Origin of the sequence: Acinetobacter sp. YH12064 (genome assembly GCF_013419735.1) — a bacterium.
Lineage (GTDB): Bacteria > Pseudomonadota > Gammaproteobacteria > Pseudomonadales > Moraxellaceae > Acinetobacter > Acinetobacter amyesii.
The window spans coordinates 45,409-63,123 of record NZ_VOZP01000006.1 but is presented as its reverse complement, the minus strand read 5'-3'; the positions used below and the strand labels follow the sequence as shown (position 1 = coordinate 63,123).

The window sequence follows — 17,715 nt, the reverse complement described above, 5'->3', positions numbered from 1 at the left end:
GTGTATTCACCTATAGGAATAGGATTTAGTTGGAATGAATAGTTTTAAAATTGCACTTGCTCAGTTCTCTCCGCATATTGGTAATCTAGAATCAAACGCAGCAAAAATGCTTCAACAAGCCAATGCTGCAAAAGAACAGAACGCAGATATTATTGTTTTTCCTGAACTTTCTACAGTTGGTTATCCTGCTGAAGATTTATTATTACGTCCAAGTTTAAATAAACGTACACAGCAAGCTTTTGAACAATTGGCGAACGTTAAGGACATCGTTTTAGTCTTTGGTTTTGTGAATCAAACTGAAGATGGTCAGCGCTATAACTCTGCTGCTGTCATGAAAAATGGTCAAGTTCTCGGGATTTACAATAAACAAAATCTTCCAAACTATAGCGTTTTTGATGAAAAACGTTATTTCAGTGAGGGTCATCAACACCTTGTCTTTGAATATTTAGGTCATAAGTTTGGTGTGTTGATTTGCGAAGATGTTTGGGCTTTACCAACTGTTCAACAGCTTGCTCAGTTAAATGTTGAAACCGCTTTGGTGTTGAATGCTTCACCTTATGAAGTTGGTAAACCACAGCATCGCATTGAAACCATGGGTGCATTGACCAAACAATTGAACATCAATCTGGTTTACTGCAACCAAGTGGGCGGTCAAGATGACCTTGTCTTTGATGGCACAAGCTTTGTGATGAACAATTCAGGTGAAGTTGCGTTGCAAGCACCAAGTTTTGTTGAAGATCTATATATCGCAGAATACGATGCTGAACAAAAAGCCTTTAAAACAGGTGCAATCACGCCTGTATTAAATACCATGGCTGAAATCTACCAAAGCCTTGTGATCGCAACACGTGACTACGTACAACGTTCAGGCTTCCCTGGCGTGATTTTAGGTCTATCTGGTGGTATTGACTCAGCATTAACTTTAGCGATTGCTGCCGATGCGATTGGTGCAGATAAAGTTCAAGCGGTCATGATGCCATATACTTATACTGCACAAATCAGTGTTGAAGATGCGGCTGAACAAGCCAAGAATATGGGCGTAACTTTTGGTATTGCCGAAATCAATCCAATTGTGAATGGCTTTATGCAAACCTTATTCCCTTTCTTTGGCGCTGCACCGACTGATGCGACTGAAGAAAACCTACAAGCGCGTTCTCGTGGTACGTTGCTAATGGCCTTATCGAACAAGTTTGGCAATTTAGTCCTTTCTACAGGGAACAAGTCTGAATTATCTGTTGGTTACTGTACATTGTACGGTGACATGGTCGGTGGCTTTGCAGTTCTTAAAGACGTTTATAAAACGATTGTATTTGAACTAGCAAAATACCGTAACAGCATTTCAGAAACACCAGTGATCCCTGAACGTGTAATTACTCGTCCACCTTCTGCGGAACTTCGTCCAGATCAGAAAGACCAAGACTCATTACCTGAATATGAAGTATTGGATGCCATCTTGTATGCGTATATCGAAGAAGACATGAGCCAAGATGACATCATTGCCAAAGGTTTTGATGCTGAAGTCGTGAAAAAAGTCATCCGTTTGGTTGATCTAAACGAATACAAACGTCGCCAAGGCGCGATTGGTCCACGTATTAGCTCACGTGCATTTAGCCGTGAACGACGCTACCCAATCGTGAATGGTTGGAAACCGGGTATCTAATTACTCGATTCAAATTAAAAAAAGCCCAGTTCTATAACTGGGCTTTTTTATAGGCGCAAAATACGCAGCAGTAAGAATAAAAAATAATTGAGATGTGTATTTCAAAAATTAGGACATCAATTCATAACATCAAAGATTTGAGTTCTCTTTTATTTCTACATTAACATCGTAAATAGATTATTTTATTAGTGCTGTAATTATTTCAATCTATTTGACTTTTTCTAGGCACAAAAAAAGAGACCAAGCTGAGAGCTTGGTCTATAAAAATGGTGGCTATGACGAGACTTGAACTTGTGACCCCCGCATTATGAGTGCGGTGCTCTAACCAACTGAGCTACATAGCCGTAAACTGTGGTGGCATTATCTAGATTTCACACATTATCGTCAAGCATTTTTGTTTGCAATTGTTCAGAGTTTAAACAAGCAAAGTTCAAGATGTTACTATTTAAGCAAATTATGCTATTTTTAGCCCTATTTACTATATTTTTTGATTAAAAATTAGAGTTTTATCATGCAATTCAATTCGATAAAAAAAGCCTGTCTGACCCTCAGCCTTGCCGTCATGACCTTAACGGGCTGCCAAATCGTCTCACCTATTTTTGTTGACTATAATGGTGTGCGACGTGATGTGGCGACTTGGATTAATAAACAGCCTTTATTGAGCATGCAACAAAAGCGCAGCATGGCTCAACTTAGCCGAGCACAGCAACCCATCATTCGACTCGACTTCAATGATCAGGAGAAGTTAGTTAGTGTTGCGCGCGCCAATGAAGCTGCGATGTATTGTGCCAATCAGCATTTATCAGCACGACAGATTCAACGCCTACAAAAACAGATCTTCCCTGAAGATGCGTTGCATAAATTAAGCTTGCTTGAGCAACAAGCGTTGCATATTACCCTGACAGAGCAAGAAAAACAGTGTGATTGAAACCAAGTCCACTGATGGATGAATTCATCTAGGCTCAATTTTTTCAGCACCAAATTGTCTTACAATCTAGACATAGCTGCTTACATTATTGAGCATTTTTGCTATCGCTAAGCATGGTGAAAACAAGTCCATATTTTTGCAATATTTTTATTGCTAATTTCGCAATATCCCCATGAATTTACTTGGTTTTATTCCTAAATAAAAAAGCGTATGATGAAACTATGATCAATGTAAATAGCGCTTTTTTTCAGGTTTTTCCATCCAAATTCAATTGATCAGATAAGGAGAAATAAGATGGCTTTAAATAATATTTTAGTTCCAGTGGACGGTTCAGAAACTTCTTATGCTGCGGTGGCTAAAGCTGTCGAGTTTGCAAAAACTTTTGGCAGTAAAATTACTGTGGTTCAAGTACTGACGCTCGATCCATATATTGCTGCAGAGTATATTTCAGCAACACAAACCAATGATTTAATTGAACGTGCTCGTGCATCGATTTTAAATACACTTGAAGAAGCAAAAGCGAAATTTTCAACTGAAGGTGTCACTGTTGAAACTCGCTTACTTGAAGGTCAAGTGGTGCATACTGAACTGGTTAAAGCTGCAGAAGAAACACATGCGGACTTGATTATCATTGGTTCACATGGCCGTACAGGGATCAAAAAATTCTTCTTGGGCAGCGTAGCTCAAAGTGTACTAGGTGCTTCAGACATTCCTGTTTTGGTTGTGCGCAAATAAGCCATTAGATTTATAGCGTGAAATAAAAAGCCTTCTGATCCTAGAGGGCTTTTTTATTGACTGCGTCATCAATATAAAAAACGCTAAGTTTAAGGCAAGGATTTTTTAGGGTAACCATTGATATTGTTTCAATGAGATGCGTCCATTCACTACAAAGACATTTTCAGCTGCCAATTTCAATTGCTGGATATTTTCACCTTTTTCATTGCAACGCTGCGTGCTGATTTTTCCTTGCGCATTGACCACCCGATGCCATGGGATCGTTGATGTTGCATCTAGATGCTTGAGTACATAACCAACCAGTCGTGCATGCTTCGGTAAACCCGCTAATTTGGCAATTTGTCCGTAAGTGGCAATCTTCGCCTGTGGTATCAATTGAATGACCGACAAAATTTGCGTTGCCAATTCATCACTCTGCTTCATCTGATCTCCTTTGAGCCGCATAAAAAAAGAGAACCCGAAGGTTCTCTTTGATTAATACTTACTTTTGACAGATTAGTACAGTAATTGGTTGTGATCGATTAGATCTTGTAAAGTCACATCGGTATTTTTCAAAGTGAGTAATTCAACTTTATCACCAAATTTAGATCCTGTTCCATCACGATCAATGCTGATCACAGTGTTGCCCTTGCCATCAGATTTAACCGAAACAAACTGATCAATATTCGACTGATTGACATTTTGACCTTGTAACAAGGCTTTGATATTCACTTTATCGCCTACAGACGAATTAAAGTCATTCCAAGTATCATGTCCATTACCGCCCGTTGCATCGGCTTGATCCAATACTTTATAAATAACCGTATCAATGCCCGCTTTGGTGTTGAATTGATCATTGCCTACTTTATCTGTCACAGTGACTTCAATGGTTTCACCATTGGTTAATTAATTTTTAAATTCAACATCAAAATTCCCTGATAAATCCACTGTGCCTGCGCCAATGACTTTGCCATCTTGATCTTTTACTTCTACCGTTGTACCCGGCTCACCTTTACCATGGACATGTTCACCATCATCGGTGATCACCACATCTTTAGACGCGTCAGGTTTAGTCGTATCCTTAGAACCACCAGAATAATCAGATTCACCAACAATAGCTGCACCCAATAAACCAGCACCGGCTGCTCCCGCAATTCAGGGTAAAATTACATCCGTCAATGAATCGTTATAAAGCAGCAGTTTAATTTCTTCTAAAAGTTGATACTGAATAACATTCGCAATATCACCATTGGCTGTTGTAAATTTTGCCCAATACCATGTACCGTCTTCACCCTCAAATACCAAACTATTGTCTGGTGTCGCCTCACTAAAATAGTTTTGTACAGTAATCACTTCCCCATTTTTTTAAGGTGATTATTACGTCAGCACCATTCTTTGTAATTGAAGTAACATCCTCTTTCCGGATTTTGAGTACGATGACAGAATTTTCGATAAGCCCAACTTGATTGGATTCAACTTGATACAAAACTTTATGACTTTCTTTAGAAATGACAGAAATTTACGACATAGGTAAAACCTCATTTATTTGTATTAGGGCCGTTTTTATGTTTTTTTGGTTTTGTAATGAGTTATTGGTGATTAATAATTTCTTTAATTACAAATCATTAAAACCAATTTTTTTAATTGTGTGCGTTATATCATGCTTTGTGTATTTTTTTGCATAATTGTTTGAATATTTTAATATTTTTATCAATACATTTAGATTTTAGATCCATCTTTATGCAAGTAATAACAAACACTTATTTATGTGATGCAAGTCACAATAACACCAATGAATGACCAGTCATAATTCCCCCCCATTTTGATTTACCATGATGAAACATAACGATAAATAATAAAAGGAAATGCTCAAGCATTTCCTTTTTTAAGTCAAACAAAACAGTTTTAGAAGTTTTCAGGGTTCTCCAAACGACGAACTTCTTGCACTTTTTCTGGGTTATGTACAGCAGCAACACCATCATCCGCTTTGGTATCTATTAACGCTTCTGGGTTATAAACCGTAATGGTTTCATTACCATGGATATCTTCACCCACAATATATTGGAAGCCCTTTTTATTCATTTTATGGCACATTCTTTGGTACCAACCTTTAAAGCCTTTGGTTTCTTCATTCGGATTGTAATAAAAAGCATTCATCACAGCAGGTAAACCTAGACCACACACGAGCCCCGACATTAATACCGCAATAAATGTATATCCAATCAAAATACTACTGTATTCACTGAGTTCAGGAATATTGGCAACAGCGAGGATCAAAGCCAATGAAATGCCTCCACGAACCCCACCCCAGGATAAAATCGCAAGACTACCGTTATAGCTTTTTTTACGGAAACTCGGGAAAAATGCGAAAGATAAATAGTTTGCTGCAAAGCGCGATGCATGCAAAATAATAAACGCCACCATGCCGCCTAAAATCAAGCTGATACTTAAATCTAAGATAAATAACTCAAGACCGATCAGGGTAAATAAAAAGGAATTGATGATTCCTTCCACGGTATGCCAGAAATGATTCACTTCCCTGATTTCTCGCTCTTGAAGAATTTCTTTCCATTTATTCCCAACGATCAAACCACCAATAACACATGCGATTGGTGCAGATGCATGTGCGAATAAAGCGACTAGATAAGAACCACTTGCCAACAACGCTGTGGTTAAAATCAAGGATTCCATTTCATGTTTACCACGGAGTAAACGTAATATTCCTAAACCAAATGCCCAACCAATGATGACTGCGACAACAATTTCATATAACAGTGTTTCAAGCGTACCAATGACGGTAAAATGTTCACCTTGCAAAACATTGAGTAAGGTCATAAACACGGCAATACACATGGCATCATTAAAGAGCGATTCGCCTTCTAATTTCACCATCAAATGATGTGGCGCACGTACAGAACTTAATACACCTTTAACCCCAATTGGGTCAGTCGCACCTAAAGCAGCGCCTAATAATAACAACACCAATAAATCAACATGATGACCAATTAAGAACTGATAACCATATAAAGCAACACCAAAAAACACCGCACAAAGCACCAAGGCAATACTGGCCAAAATACTGATCGGCTTCCAATGCAAACGTAAATCGGAAACTTTAAATTTCAAGGCAGATGAGGTCAAAATAAAACAAATCACGCCATTAATTAAAAAGTCATAAAAGTCGATATGACGAACTGCCTCTTCAATATTGTGTAAATTAATCGTCACAAATTGATTGCCATTGAGCAAACTTGCGCCCCATTGCAAAATAAAGACAAAAATTGCAGAAACAATGGGAACACCTATGGCTTGTGGAAAGCCCAAGATACGTTTATTAAAAATCGTGGTTGCAATCGAAAGTGCAAAAATAACGGTAAAAACCTGTAGAAAAAAATAATTTCCCATTTCGTTCCCAATTTTGGTGCTGTGTCGCCTACAGAGTGAGATATAGGTATTTTGAAAATAAATACCAAATTATTTAGTATTTAAAAATAAAATATTCTAACGAATTTTATCTAAATTCCGTGTATCAATTCAGTTTTTTTCACATCTTTTATCAAGATCATTTAACATAGCAAGCCTGCATAAATTTTATGCATTTTCATCATCTACATGATTTCTCCTATGCATCAGACTATTAAAACTGTTTTTCGACTCTTTTTTGCTGCTGTGATTTTTATCATTACGGCGGCCCTGCTCCTCACTTGCTATAGCAAGTCACAGGAAATTTTACGTGCTGACCACTATTTTAGTCAGGCAAAAACGATCTCACTGGATTCAACACCCAAAGAACAATTGGTTTTGGTCTCCAATAATGAATCACCCGATCGTGCGATTTTTATCATGCTGGCGAATAATGGTTATCTTGCCAAAATGAATTGTGAAAACTATGCACAAGATATTTGTCTAGATGAATTTAATCAGCAACACACCCGACAAATTCAACACCTCGATTTGCTAAAAATCGGACAATTTCAATATATCCAAAATGTGAGTTTCACCAATAGCCGCACTGGACAAAAACAACAATTACGCTATAGCGATGCCCAATTAAAACAGTTCTATCAAAACGATATTTCAGGCCTTAAATATACTGTTTTTGGCGTAGCTTTATTTGCATTTGCCGCATTGTATGTCAGCTATCGTATTGTTCGAAACTTTAGATCATTTCTCAACAAATAAGCTTCAATCTATTTTTCAATGAAAAAAAGAGGATGTTTGCATCCCCTTTTTTTTGTTTTAAATGGCTTGATTAAAGGTATCGCAGCTATTGATATTGCCTGATTTTAATCCAGTCTGGAACCATTTCATACGTTGTTCGCTGGTGCCGTGCGTGAAGCTATCTGGGACCACTTGCCCTGTTGCACTTTTCTGTAAATAGTCATCACCAATCTTATGCGCAGCGTCCATCGCTTCTTCTACATCACCCTGCTCTAAAAATTGGGTACGCTGTTGATTATGATGCGCCCAAATACCCGCAAAGCAGTCTGCTTGCAGTTCTTGCATAACCGAATAACGATTACCCTCAGCTTTAGATGCTTGCGCACGGGCCTGCTGGACTTGCTCAGAAATGCCTAAAATCGTTTGGATATGATGTCCAACTTCATGGGCAACCACATAGGCTTGCGCAAAATCACCCGCCTGATCTTGGCGACTCAATTCTGTTTGATTTTGTTCACCCGTGATACCCATTTGCGTACGCATATCTTTAAAGAATGCAGTATCAATATAGACCTTCTGATCTGCTGGGCAATAAAAAGGCCCCATTGCCGCTTGTGCTGTACCACAACCTGAATTGACCACACCATTAAACATAACCAATTTAGGCGCTTTATACTGAGCATTTAACTGTTCTTGAAAGACTGTATTCCACGTATCTTCCGTATCAGCCAAAACAGTGCCAACAAAATCCATCGCTTCTTGTTGTTCCGGTGTTGGATTATCCAGACCTTTGACTTCAGCCATTTGCCCCTGTGATGTCACTTGTTTAGTCGCCTGATAAGCTTGCTGCGGATCGACACCAAAAAACTTCCACGCAACAAATGCCACAACCAAACCGAGAATACTGATCCCACCCGCTTTTGCACCGCCACCACCGCGACGGTCTTCTACGTTTGAACTAACTCTTCGACCTTTCCAGCGCATAGTGATCTTCCTTATATAAAATAGTTGATATCCGTGCGTTTACAGATTAATCCTTTTGCGACTTCGGCCATACTTTTTGAACTAAAGATACGACACACAGCACGATTAAACCTGCAATAAAACCTGTCACTAAATTGATTAAAGTCGGTGTTAATGCACCCACAATACTGCCGACTGTAGGAATATGTTCTGCATAATCTACAGAGCCTTCAATAAAATGGTGTAGCAAAGGTACACCATGGGTAATGATGCCACCACCCACTAAAAACATGGCAATCGTACCGACAATGGTCAATGTCTTCATCAACTTAGGTGCAAATGCTAACAAACCTTGTCCAACGGTCTTTTTCAATTGTGATGCTTGTTGAGTGAGATAAAGCCCTAAGTCATCAATTTTGACAATCATCGCGACAAAACCATAAACACCAACGGTCATTAAAATTGCAATCACCGAAAGCACCATGACCTTGGTCCCAAATGCCGCAGTTGCAACCGTACCCAATGAAATCACCACAATTTCAGCAGATAAAATAAAATCGGTCCGAATGGCACCTTTGACTTTTTCTTTTTCAAAAGTCACCAAATCTGTTTCAATATGGGTCATCTCTTCACGAGCAACTTCTTCTGTTTTGGCTTTTTTATGATGCAAACTATGCAGGACTTTTTCCACACCCTCATAGCATAAGAACAGACCACCAATCATCAAAAGCGGTGTAATCAACCAAGGCGCAACCACACTAATCAATAAAGCAGCCGGAACTAAAATTAATTTATTAACAAAAGAACCTTTGGCCACAGACCAAACAACTGGAAGTTCACGATCCGAACGGACACCACTAACTTGTTGTGCATTCAGTGCTAAATCATCTCCAAGGACACCCGCTGTTTTTTTGGCTGCCATCTTACTCATGACAGCAACATCATCCAGCACAGTTGCAATATCATCAAGTAAGATTAATAAGCTACTCGCCATTATTTTTATCCTTTAGGCATTTTTTAATATTCTAATTCTATTTAACGCTAAAATTGTATTTAGTTTTTTAATAATTAACAAAATATTCACCCATTTTTCAGTCAATTGTGCTGTGTCAGTAACAATCAAAAATAGAATGCCGTACAATGGGGACATTCTTTGAAAATCAGCCGTAGCTTTGACTACCACTTTGGAACAGATAATGAGTATTCAAGATAATCGTCCAGTGATTTTGACTGGCGACCGTCCGACTGGACAATTACATTTAGGTCATTTTGTAGGTTCTTTACGTTCACGTGTAGGTTTACAAGATTCGCATCATCAACATCTTCTTTTAGCTGATGCTCAAGCCTTAACTGATAATGCTGATAACTTCGAAAAAGTTCGTCGCAATATTATTGAAGTCGCAACCGATTATCTTGCTGTAGGAATTGACCCAACCAAAACCACGATTTGCGTTCAATCATGCTTACCAGCATTGAATGAATTGACCATGTTATATTTGAACTTTGTGACGGTTTCTCGCTTAGAGCGTAATCCAACTATCAAATCTGAGATTCAAATGCGTGGATTTGAGCGTGACATTCCTGCAGGTTTCTTATGCTACCCAGTGGCTCAAGCTGCCGATATTACAGCGTTTAAAGCATCTGTCGTTCCGGTGGGCGAAGACCAAATTCCAATGATTGAACAAACCAATGAAATTGTTCGTCGTTTAAACCGTCAAATTGGTCGTGACGTACTTCCTGAATGTAAAGCTTTACTCTCTAATGTAGGCCGTCTACCAGGTTTTGATGGCAAAGCAAAAATGTCTAAATCTTTGGGCAATACTATTGTGCTTGACGCGACTGATAAAGATATCAAGAAAGCTGTTAATGCAATGTATACCGACCCAAATCATTTACGTATTGAAGATCCGGGTCAAGTGGAAGGTAACGTCGTATTTACTTACCTTGATGCATTCGACCCTGATAAAGATGCTGTTGCAGAATTAAAAGAACACTATCGTCGTGGTGGCTTAGGCGATGGTACTGTGAAAAAGCGTCTTGAAGGTGTACTAAAAGAGCTGATCGGCCCGATCCGTGAACGCCGTTTAGAATTGCAAAAAGATCCTGACTACATCATGGATATTTTAAAAACTGGTACCGATAGATGCCGTGATATTACCCAACAAACGTTGGATGAGATTAAATCTGGACTGGGTGTATTCCACTTCTAAATTTAAAAAATTCTATAAAATTAAGCCTTTCCAATGTGAAAGGCTTTTTTATAGGCACTTTTTGTGAAGGTATTCACAAAATCTCCTTAGTTTTAACGTTAGGTAACATCACTTAACGTGAACACCAATGAAATGACTGACCGTTCACTCTATTATCTACTTATGTTTTAGGAATACCTAAATTCATAACATTTCTCCTTTACCGAACCTGTGAAAGCAGATTCGTTGTTATACGCAGTGAACACCCCAATCATTGCGTATTTTTTTGTCTGAAAATTGACAATTACCAATAGAAAAAAGTCCGCTATAAGCGGACTTTTCAATTAATACATCATTTTAAAAACAAATATAAATTAGTAATGAAATAAACGTTTATCTAATGGTAGTTCAATTCCAATTGACGCTCCACCATCATTACCATTTAAATCCGAGTCACTCACCCAACCATTAATTTTTAAAGGCATATCTGGACGTAAATAATGTATCCAAGTTAAGTCTAGAGCTTTCAATTCATCTTTTTCTGGAAATGCTGCATTGTTCAAAGCAGCACGTTCTGTTTCAGAAACTTTTGCAAAAAGTACACGACCATTTAGACGATTTAGTGGATCAATACGTATATTCCCACCCACTGAAACCATTTGAGCATCACCACCTAATGCATGACCAAGTGGATAGCCATGTTGATAGTATCCATCTGTGTAAATAGAGTGATTGTATGAAATGCCTTTGGCATCACCATTAGTTCGCGTATCAACCCATTCAGTATACAGTTGATAAGGCATATTATTTACACTTGAAGAATAATCAACACCTGCAAGATACATGCTTTTTGCCGGTAAACCACCTGCTTCATCTTCACCAATATATTGGCCGTAAAGACTAACTGGAACTTGCACAAGTGGTTGTAAATTCAAACGCGCATCAAAACCCGCGACTTGATTTGATGGATCAGCCTCACCTGTTCCACCATTATCTTTATTACCAATAAAGGCATCCCAAAGTGAACTAAAACTTTCGGGACGACCTTCGCCACCCCATTGTATAGAACGTGATGCTCCCAATTCCAAATATGGAGTAGGTTGTGCAGTTAGTCGAAGTCCAATGAGTTTTGCATCTGGGATAGCAGAATAATCATCTAACTGTCCAGCAAAAGCTTGATACTGCCAAGGGCCGATCCATGATAGCCATGGTGTTTCAAAAGCATTCTGTTGTGCACGCTGTGCAGTAACACCGTACACAGGACGACTCGCATCACCACGGATTAAACTACCGTCATGACCAGGCCCCCAATAAGTCGGAATCTGACCTGCAATTAACCATTGGTTCCAAAGCTTCCCGGCAATGTATGAGCCTTCCACATTTACATCTTGATCATTATTAATTTGCTGCTTATCTTCAGCATTTACACGTAAACGACCATCCCAATTTTCACCACCAACGTTGAGTTCAAGTGCACCTTGATATTGCGCTTTTTGATGATCACCAAAATTTTGCGGTAAATTATTTTTATCTGACTCTGCAAACAATTCTGCTTTTAATAATGCATTTTCGGCAGTCAATTTATTTTGAATACTTTGTAATACTTTTTGTTGTGCAGGTGTCATCACTTTTGCAGAAGTTAATGCTCGCTGTATTTCATCACCACTCATTGGCCATGTTGAGGTACTAATTTGAATAACGCCTTGCTGATTCAACCAATTCAAATCTGCGCGTAACTCTTCATTATTTAATACAATCCCCTGAGCAAAAACAGGAACTGATAATCCAAACAGTACAGCAGCATAGAGTGACTTTCTTAAATACATGCTCTTTTTCTCAAGTTTAATTCACAGCCCACCTTAGATTTTTCAACTCATTTATTCAAGGGTGAAACTGTATCTCCTTTTATTTTTTTCATCATTTAGGTAAAGATGTTCAATAAAAATACAAAATAAAAAACCCGCATTAAGCGGGTTTTTTATTTCAAAAACTAAATTAGTTTTTATGACGCATATGAGGGAATAAGATCACTTCACGAATACTTGCAGCATTCGCAAATAACATCACCAAACGGTCAATACCAATCCCCTCACCCGCTGTAGGAGGTAAGCCATATTCCAATGCTTCAATGAAGTCTGCATCGTAATGCATTGCTTCATCGTCACCCGCATCTTTTTCAGCAACTTGGGCTTGGAAACGTTCAGCTTGGTCAATCGGATCATTTAATTCTGAGAAACCATTTGCCAACTCACGACCACCGATGAAGAATTCAAAACGGTCCGTAATATGTGGATTTTCATCATTACGACGTGCCAATGGTGAAGTTTCCGCTGGGTATTCTGTGATGAATGTCGGTTGACGAAGTTCTGTTTCAACAGTTTCTTCAAATACGATGGTTTGAAGTTTGCCTAAACCAAAACCAGGTTTTACTTGCTCTTTCAGTTCATTTTTAACAAAGTTTGCAAGGAACTCACGATCAGATACATTTTCAGCAGTGAACGTTGGGTTGTGTTCAAGAATCGCATCAAACATCGAAATTTTCTTGAATGGACCTTTGAAGCTATACACTTCATCACCATAAGGCACATCAGTCGAACCTAATATGTCAATGGCCAATTTTTCAAGCATATTTTCTGTCAAAGCCATCAGGTCTTTGTAGTCTGCATATGCTTGGTAGAATTCAATCATGGTGAATTCTGGATTATGACGTGTTGATACACCCTCGTTACGGAAGTTACGGTTAATTTCGAACACGCGCTCAAAACCACCAACGACCAAACGTTTTAAGTAAAGCTCAGGCGCAATACGTAAAAATAAAGGCATATCTAATGCGTTGTGGTGAGTTTCGAATGGACGCGCAGATGCACCACCCGGAATCACATGCATCATTGGTGTTTCAACTTCCATGAAACGTTCATTGCTCAAATATGAACGAATACCTGACACCACTTTTGCACGAATTTCAAAAGTTTTACGTGTTTCTTCGTTCATGATGAGGTCTAAATAACGCTTACGGTATTTAACTTCAGTATCAGTCAAACCATGGAATTTGTCTGGAAGTGGACGGAGTGATTTGGTTAAAAGCTCAAAATGTTCAATATGAACATAAAGGTCACCTTTACCAGAACGACCAATATAACCTTTAATGGCAATAATATCGCCCAAATCGAGTGCTTTAATTGTTGCAAGAACATCAGCATCCAACTCTTTACGTGGTACATAAAGCTGGATACGACCAGTCATATCTTGGATTACGATGAATGAACCACGGTTCAACATCACACGACCAGCAACTTTTACATAAACCTTTTCGCCTGCTTCAATTTCTTCTTTTGATTTTTCAGCGAATTGATCTTGTAGGTCTTGTGCATAGTGTTCACGCTTAAATGTGTTAGGCCACGGGCTAACACCTGTTTCCTTGGCGTGCTCTTTGATGTGCTCTAACTTGGCATGACGCTGTGCAATTAAATCGTTTTCGGAAATAGCTTGTTCAGAAGTCGATTGAGCGTTATGTTGCGTCATCTCTGTCTCAAATAGTTAAAAAACGGAAGTTGCATAGCATAGCAGATTTCCTTTGAATTGAGCAGTAAGCAATGCGCGCATTTTTTTAATAAGTAGAAATTTATCGAAGTAAGATGTTTTAATCGTTATACCTTCAGGTAGACATAGAACCTACCTTACAGATGTGCAGTAGATAAAAATTAAATACTCAAGCTCGAAAACCTACATTTTAATGATATCAGATGATAACTAAAAGCTTTAAAAATACTTATAATTATCAATACATTAAAATATATATCAATAACTTAATTCAACCTTTTAATCTATTTTCTTTAAGACTAAAGTCTTTTAAATGCCTATAAATTAGACCAAAAGCTAAATTCTCTTTTTGACAATTCTATCTACAATGAAGTCATAAAATTGTTGAAAAATAAAATATTCAACACATCCAAAAATGTTTGAAAACAGTGTGTAGAAAAACAATGACTTCCTGCTTATCGAAAATTCTGTTTTTACATGGATTGGATTCTTCCCGTGAATCTACGAAGTTCCATGCCATCAATGCAAAACAAAAATTCTGCATTGAAGTGGACTATCGCAACTTAAATTTTCAAACTGTTGCGGATTTTTACCACGAGAGTATTGAAACCATTAAGCCCGATATCATCGTCGGGCATAGTCTCGGGGCATATTGGGCATTAAAAATGTCGCTGTTTCATCGTATTCCGTGTGTAATTGCCAACCCGAGTCTGCATCCAGACTTTCGCGACGACTACCCTGCAATTAATGAAATGGATTTGGATCACGATATTCCACAAATTGCATATATCGAACGTGGCGATGAAATCTTAGATATGTATGAAGCAGAACAACAACTCGAAGACTATATGCAAGTTCAAGTGATGGATGGCGGACATCATCGCCTTCAATGCCCTGAAAATATTAATGATTTAATCCAACATCTCGAATTAAATTACTTAAAAAATAAATCATAATATTAACATTAACCTTAAGCAGCAACGTCGCTTTTATCAGACATAAAAAAGCCTTGTCATAGACAAGGCTTTTTACATTTTAAAACTGACGCTTAAGCTGCATCTGCTTCAGGACGTGTTTTATCATCTAAAACAGACCAAATATTTAGTCCTAAATCTTTATGCAAGTCAGGCAAATCTAAGAAAATGCTTGCGCCTAAAACTTGGTGTTTACATTTTTCAGCCAATTGTTTCACTGCACGAAGCGTACCGCCCGTCGCCAATACATCATCCACAATAATTACTTTTTGTGATTCTATTTCAGCTGACATTTCAAGACGATCTAAACCGTATTCAAGGCTATAACCCACACCGACAACTGGTGGTGGTAATTTTCCGGCTTTACGTACCAACACCAAACCTTTGCCTGTACGCTGAGCAAGTAAGCTTGCCAAAACAAAACCACGCGCTTCAACTGCAATAAAGCTATCTACTTCTGCCAATTGCTCAGCTGGAATACTTGCAATTAGGGCATCAGTTAACGATTCGATGTTATTCATAAATAACGGCGTAAGGTCAAAGAAACAAATTCCTGGTTTTGGAAAATCTTGGACAGTACGAATGTTAGACCACAATGCCGCAGCAGTAGAATTACTCATAATAGGAGAAAATAAATTAAGGGAGGAATGTGTGAATTTTAACGCGATTTGAGAGAAAAGAACAGCTAACAACCCTCCAAAATGCATATTTAAAATACAGTGAATTCACATAAGCTATTGATTATTAATATTGTATTTATTTAAAAAATATCAAATATATATTTTCCTAATCATAAAATAAAAGATTTTAGAGATTTTTTCTGCAAGACTTTAGTCTATGAAGATAGAAAAAGCGGTATTTAGAACCCAATTCACGGAAATGTATTCGAATACACATATCAATAGGCATAAATATTGTCAGACAATTTTTCCCAGATCTGTGGTTTTGATGATATTTATTGTCCCTCACTGCCATTCTGCTTTTAATTTCACTCATTAAACTCTTAGCCACTTTACTTTATCGTTAGAACTGCGTAAAAATTTAACATAAGAGTCTACTGTATAAGGCTAATTAGCCTTAAGGTATAAACTTATACAGTTATGAAGTATTTACTGACTTAATTTTGTGTCAGTTTTTGGAGAATGGAATGAAAAAGTATCAGTGCATCGTTTGTGGATGGATTTATGACGAAGCAGAAGGCTGGCCACAAGACGGTATCGTGGCAGGAACGAAATGGGAAGATATCCCAGATGATTGGACTTGCCCAGACTGTGGCGTCTCAAAAGTAGATTTTGAAATGGTTGAAATCTAATAAATAGAATCTAAGGCCATCATCGTTATGGTCTTTTTTTTGTCTTTAAAAAATATGAAATGTGTTTGGAGTTGAGTATGCACCCTATTGTCATTATTGGTTCTGGTATGGCGGGATATGCCGTTGCACGTGAATTTCGAAAGTTAAATACTGAACTAGAACTTATTATGATCTGTGCGGATGATGCCATTAACTACGCTAAACCGACATTATCCAATGCGCTCGTTGGTAATAAAACTCCTGAGCAAATCCCTCTAGGGGATGCCGAAAAAATGTCGGCTCAACTCAATATGCAAATCATCAATAAGAGTTGGGTTAAATCCATTGATGCAGCAAAACATGAGCTTACTATTGAAAGCCAAAATGGAACTCAAACACAACTATATTCAAAACTCGTTTTAGCAGTCGGCGCAAATCCAATTCGCTTAGCTATTTCGGGTGATGGCAGTGAAGACATTCACGTCGTCAACAATTTAGATCACTACAAAGCTTTCCGTAAACAGCTTGCAGCACGTGAAGATAAACGTGTGGTGATTTTAGGGGCAGGCTTGATTGGCTGTGAATTTGCCAATGATCTCCAAAATACTGGGGCGAAAGTATCGGTGGTCGATTTAGCTCCGCAACCTTTGGGTCGCCTACTGCCGTCTCATGTTGCCGCTAAATTCCAAAGCAATTTAGAAGAAACGGGTATTCAATTCGTTTTAGGTACGACAGTCGACAAAGTGTCACGTATTGAAAATGGTGACTATCAAGTGAGCCTTGCAAATGGTCAAAGCTTAGTGGCAGATGTTGTGTTGTCTGCGATTGGTCTACAGCCTGAAATTAACTTGGCAAAACAAGCCGGCATTCACACCAGTCGTGGCGTATTAACCAATAAAGGCTTAGAAACCAACTTGGCAGATATCTATGCTGTCGGTGACTGTGCTGAAGTAAATGGTACCCTTCTTCCATACGTCATGCCGATCATGCAACAAGCACGTGCTTTGGCAAAAACCCTCAATGGTGAACATACCGCTGTGCATTATCCAGCTATGCCTGTAGCCGTTAAAACACCTGCAGCACCTTTAACTGTCCTTCCTGCGCCAATTGATGTAGAAACCCAATGGGAAACAGAAGAGCTTGAAGATGGCATGATTGCCCGTGCGATCGATCAAGATGGCGTATTACGTGGATTTGTACTGCTCGGTGCAACTGCTGGGAAGCAACGCTTAACTTTGACTAAGCAGGTTCCGGACTTGATTCCTGCTTCAGTTTAAGGTTTAAATACAAGGACG

General features: G+C 38.5%; 19 protein-coding genes and 1 tRNA gene. 8 read left to right on the top strand and 12 right to left on the bottom strand.

Features of this window, described 5'->3' with window-relative positions:
- Positions 1 to 34: 34 nt before the first annotated feature.
- Positions 35 to 1,660 carry an NAD+ synthase gene (locus FTU13_RS07500; protein ID WP_180024107.1) on the top strand — a complete coding sequence of 542 codons (1,626 nt, stop codon included), beginning with the start codon at positions 35 to 37 and terminating at the stop codon, positions 1,658 to 1,660.
- A 267-nt stretch (positions 1,661 to 1,927) separates the two neighbouring features.
- Here FTU13_RS07500 and FTU13_RS07495 read toward each other — a convergent pair.
- Positions 1,928 to 2,004, bottom strand: a tRNA-Met gene (locus FTU13_RS07495).
- A 167-nt stretch (positions 2,005 to 2,171) separates the two neighbouring features.
- Here FTU13_RS07495 and FTU13_RS07490 point away from each other — a divergent pair.
- A complete protein-coding gene (locus FTU13_RS07490) occupies positions 2,172 to 2,588 on the top strand; it encodes a hypothetical protein (protein WP_180126628.1) in 417 nt (138 codons plus the stop codon).
- Positions 2,589 to 2,882: 294 nt separating this feature from the next.
- Entirely contained in the window at positions 2,883 to 3,323 is a 441-nt protein-coding gene (locus FTU13_RS07485; RefSeq protein WP_078193002.1) for a universal stress protein, read from the top strand.
- A 105-nt stretch (positions 3,324 to 3,428) separates the two neighbouring features.
- Here FTU13_RS07485 and FTU13_RS07480 read toward each other — a convergent pair whose 3' ends face one another.
- The 6 genes from FTU13_RS07480 to FTU13_RS07455 form a co-directional block, all read right to left on the bottom strand.
- Positions 3,429 to 3,746 (bottom strand): MGMT family protein, encoded by a 318-nt coding sequence (locus FTU13_RS07480; protein ID WP_078193003.1) that lies wholly within the window; start codon positions 3,744 to 3,746, stop codon positions 3,429 to 3,431.
- 72 nt (positions 3,747 to 3,818) lie between these two features.
- Entirely contained in the window at positions 3,819 to 4,178 is a 360-nt protein-coding gene (locus FTU13_RS07475) for a type I secretion C-terminal target domain-containing protein (protein WP_227591821.1), read from the bottom strand.
- 30 nt (positions 4,179 to 4,208) lie between these two features.
- Positions 4,209 to 4,430 carry an Ig-like domain-containing protein gene (locus FTU13_RS07470; RefSeq protein ID WP_180126630.1) on the bottom strand — a complete coding sequence of 74 codons (222 nt, stop codon included), beginning with the start codon at positions 4,428 to 4,430 and terminating at the stop codon, positions 4,209 to 4,211.
- Between the two features lie 27 nt (positions 4,431 to 4,457).
- Positions 4,458 to 4,655, bottom strand: coding sequence for a hypothetical protein (locus tag FTU13_RS07465; protein WP_180126632.1), 198 nt, complete (start codon positions 4,653 to 4,655; stop codon positions 4,458 to 4,460).
- The gene (locus tag FTU13_RS17635; RefSeq protein ID WP_373423853.1) at positions 4,630 to 4,812 is read right to left on the bottom strand and encodes a BapA prefix-like domain-containing protein; all 183 of its coding nucleotides are present in this window, start codon (positions 4,810 to 4,812) and stop codon (positions 4,630 to 4,632) included. The genes FTU13_RS07465 and FTU13_RS17635 overlap by 26 nt, the downstream gene beginning before the upstream one ends.
- Before the next feature lie 395 nt (positions 4,813 to 5,207).
- Complete coding sequence (locus tag FTU13_RS07455) at positions 5,208 to 6,707, bottom strand: sodium:proton antiporter (protein ID WP_180024104.1); 1,500 nt, start codon at positions 6,705 to 6,707, stop codon at positions 5,208 to 5,210.
- A gap of 219 nt (positions 6,708 to 6,926) precedes the next feature.
- Between FTU13_RS07455 and FTU13_RS07450 the strand changes: the two genes are divergently transcribed.
- A complete protein-coding gene (locus tag FTU13_RS07450) occupies positions 6,927 to 7,484 on the top strand; it encodes a hypothetical protein (protein WP_180126634.1) in 558 nt (185 codons plus the stop codon).
- Positions 7,485 to 7,541: 57 nt separating this feature from the next.
- Here FTU13_RS07450 and FTU13_RS07445 read toward each other — a convergent pair whose 3' ends face one another.
- Together FTU13_RS07445 and FTU13_RS07440 are read right to left on the bottom strand one after the other, a co-directional pair.
- Positions 7,542 to 8,447 (bottom strand): neutral zinc metallopeptidase, encoded by a 906-nt coding sequence (locus tag FTU13_RS07445; protein ID WP_180126636.1) that lies wholly within the window; start codon positions 8,445 to 8,447, stop codon positions 7,542 to 7,544.
- A gap of 46 nt (positions 8,448 to 8,493) precedes the next feature.
- Positions 8,494 to 9,420 carry a DUF808 domain-containing protein gene (locus tag FTU13_RS07440; protein WP_180126638.1) on the bottom strand — a complete coding sequence of 309 codons (927 nt, stop codon included), beginning with the start codon at positions 9,418 to 9,420 and terminating at the stop codon, positions 8,494 to 8,496.
- Positions 9,421 to 9,622: 202 nt separating this feature from the next.
- Between FTU13_RS07440 and trpS the strand changes: the two genes are divergently transcribed.
- On the top strand, positions 9,623 to 10,636 hold the full coding sequence (gene trpS, locus FTU13_RS07435) for a tryptophan--tRNA ligase (RefSeq protein WP_180126640.1): 1,014 nt from the start codon (positions 9,623 to 9,625) through the stop codon (positions 10,634 to 10,636).
- 353 nt (positions 10,637 to 10,989) lie between these two features.
- Here trpS and FTU13_RS07430 read toward each other — a convergent pair whose 3' ends face one another.
- Both FTU13_RS07430 and lysS read right to left on the bottom strand, forming a co-directional pair.
- Entirely contained in the window at positions 10,990 to 12,441 is a 1,452-nt protein-coding gene (locus FTU13_RS07430; protein ID WP_180126641.1) for a capsule assembly Wzi family protein, read from the bottom strand.
- A 169-nt stretch (positions 12,442 to 12,610) separates the two neighbouring features.
- A complete protein-coding gene (gene lysS / locus FTU13_RS07425; protein ID WP_180020646.1) occupies positions 12,611 to 14,137 on the bottom strand; it encodes a lysine--tRNA ligase in 1,527 nt (508 codons plus the stop codon).
- A gap of 461 nt (positions 14,138 to 14,598) precedes the next feature.
- Between lysS and FTU13_RS07420 the strand changes: the two genes are divergently transcribed.
- Positions 14,599 to 15,111: a YqiA/YcfP family alpha/beta fold hydrolase gene (locus FTU13_RS07420; RefSeq protein ID WP_180126643.1), complete on the top strand. Its 513-nt coding sequence runs from the start codon at positions 14,599 to 14,601 to the stop codon at positions 15,109 to 15,111.
- 92 nt (positions 15,112 to 15,203) lie between these two features.
- Here FTU13_RS07420 and FTU13_RS07415 read toward each other — a convergent pair whose 3' ends face one another.
- Positions 15,204 to 15,749 carry an adenine phosphoribosyltransferase gene (locus tag FTU13_RS07415; protein WP_078189930.1) on the bottom strand — a complete coding sequence of 182 codons (546 nt, stop codon included), beginning with the start codon at positions 15,747 to 15,749 and terminating at the stop codon, positions 15,204 to 15,206.
- A 527-nt stretch (positions 15,750 to 16,276) separates the two neighbouring features.
- Here FTU13_RS07415 and rubA point away from each other — a divergent pair.
- The gene (rubA, locus tag FTU13_RS07410; RefSeq protein WP_005179369.1) at positions 16,277 to 16,441 is read left to right on the top strand and encodes a rubredoxin RubA; all 165 of its coding nucleotides are present in this window, start codon (positions 16,277 to 16,279) and stop codon (positions 16,439 to 16,441) included.
- A 77-nt stretch (positions 16,442 to 16,518) separates the two neighbouring features.
- Positions 16,519 to 17,697 carry an NAD(P)/FAD-dependent oxidoreductase gene (locus tag FTU13_RS07405; protein ID WP_180024096.1) on the top strand — a complete coding sequence of 393 codons (1,179 nt, stop codon included), beginning with the start codon at positions 16,519 to 16,521 and terminating at the stop codon, positions 17,695 to 17,697.
- The last annotated feature ends 18 nt before the right edge of the window (positions 17,698 to 17,715 follow it).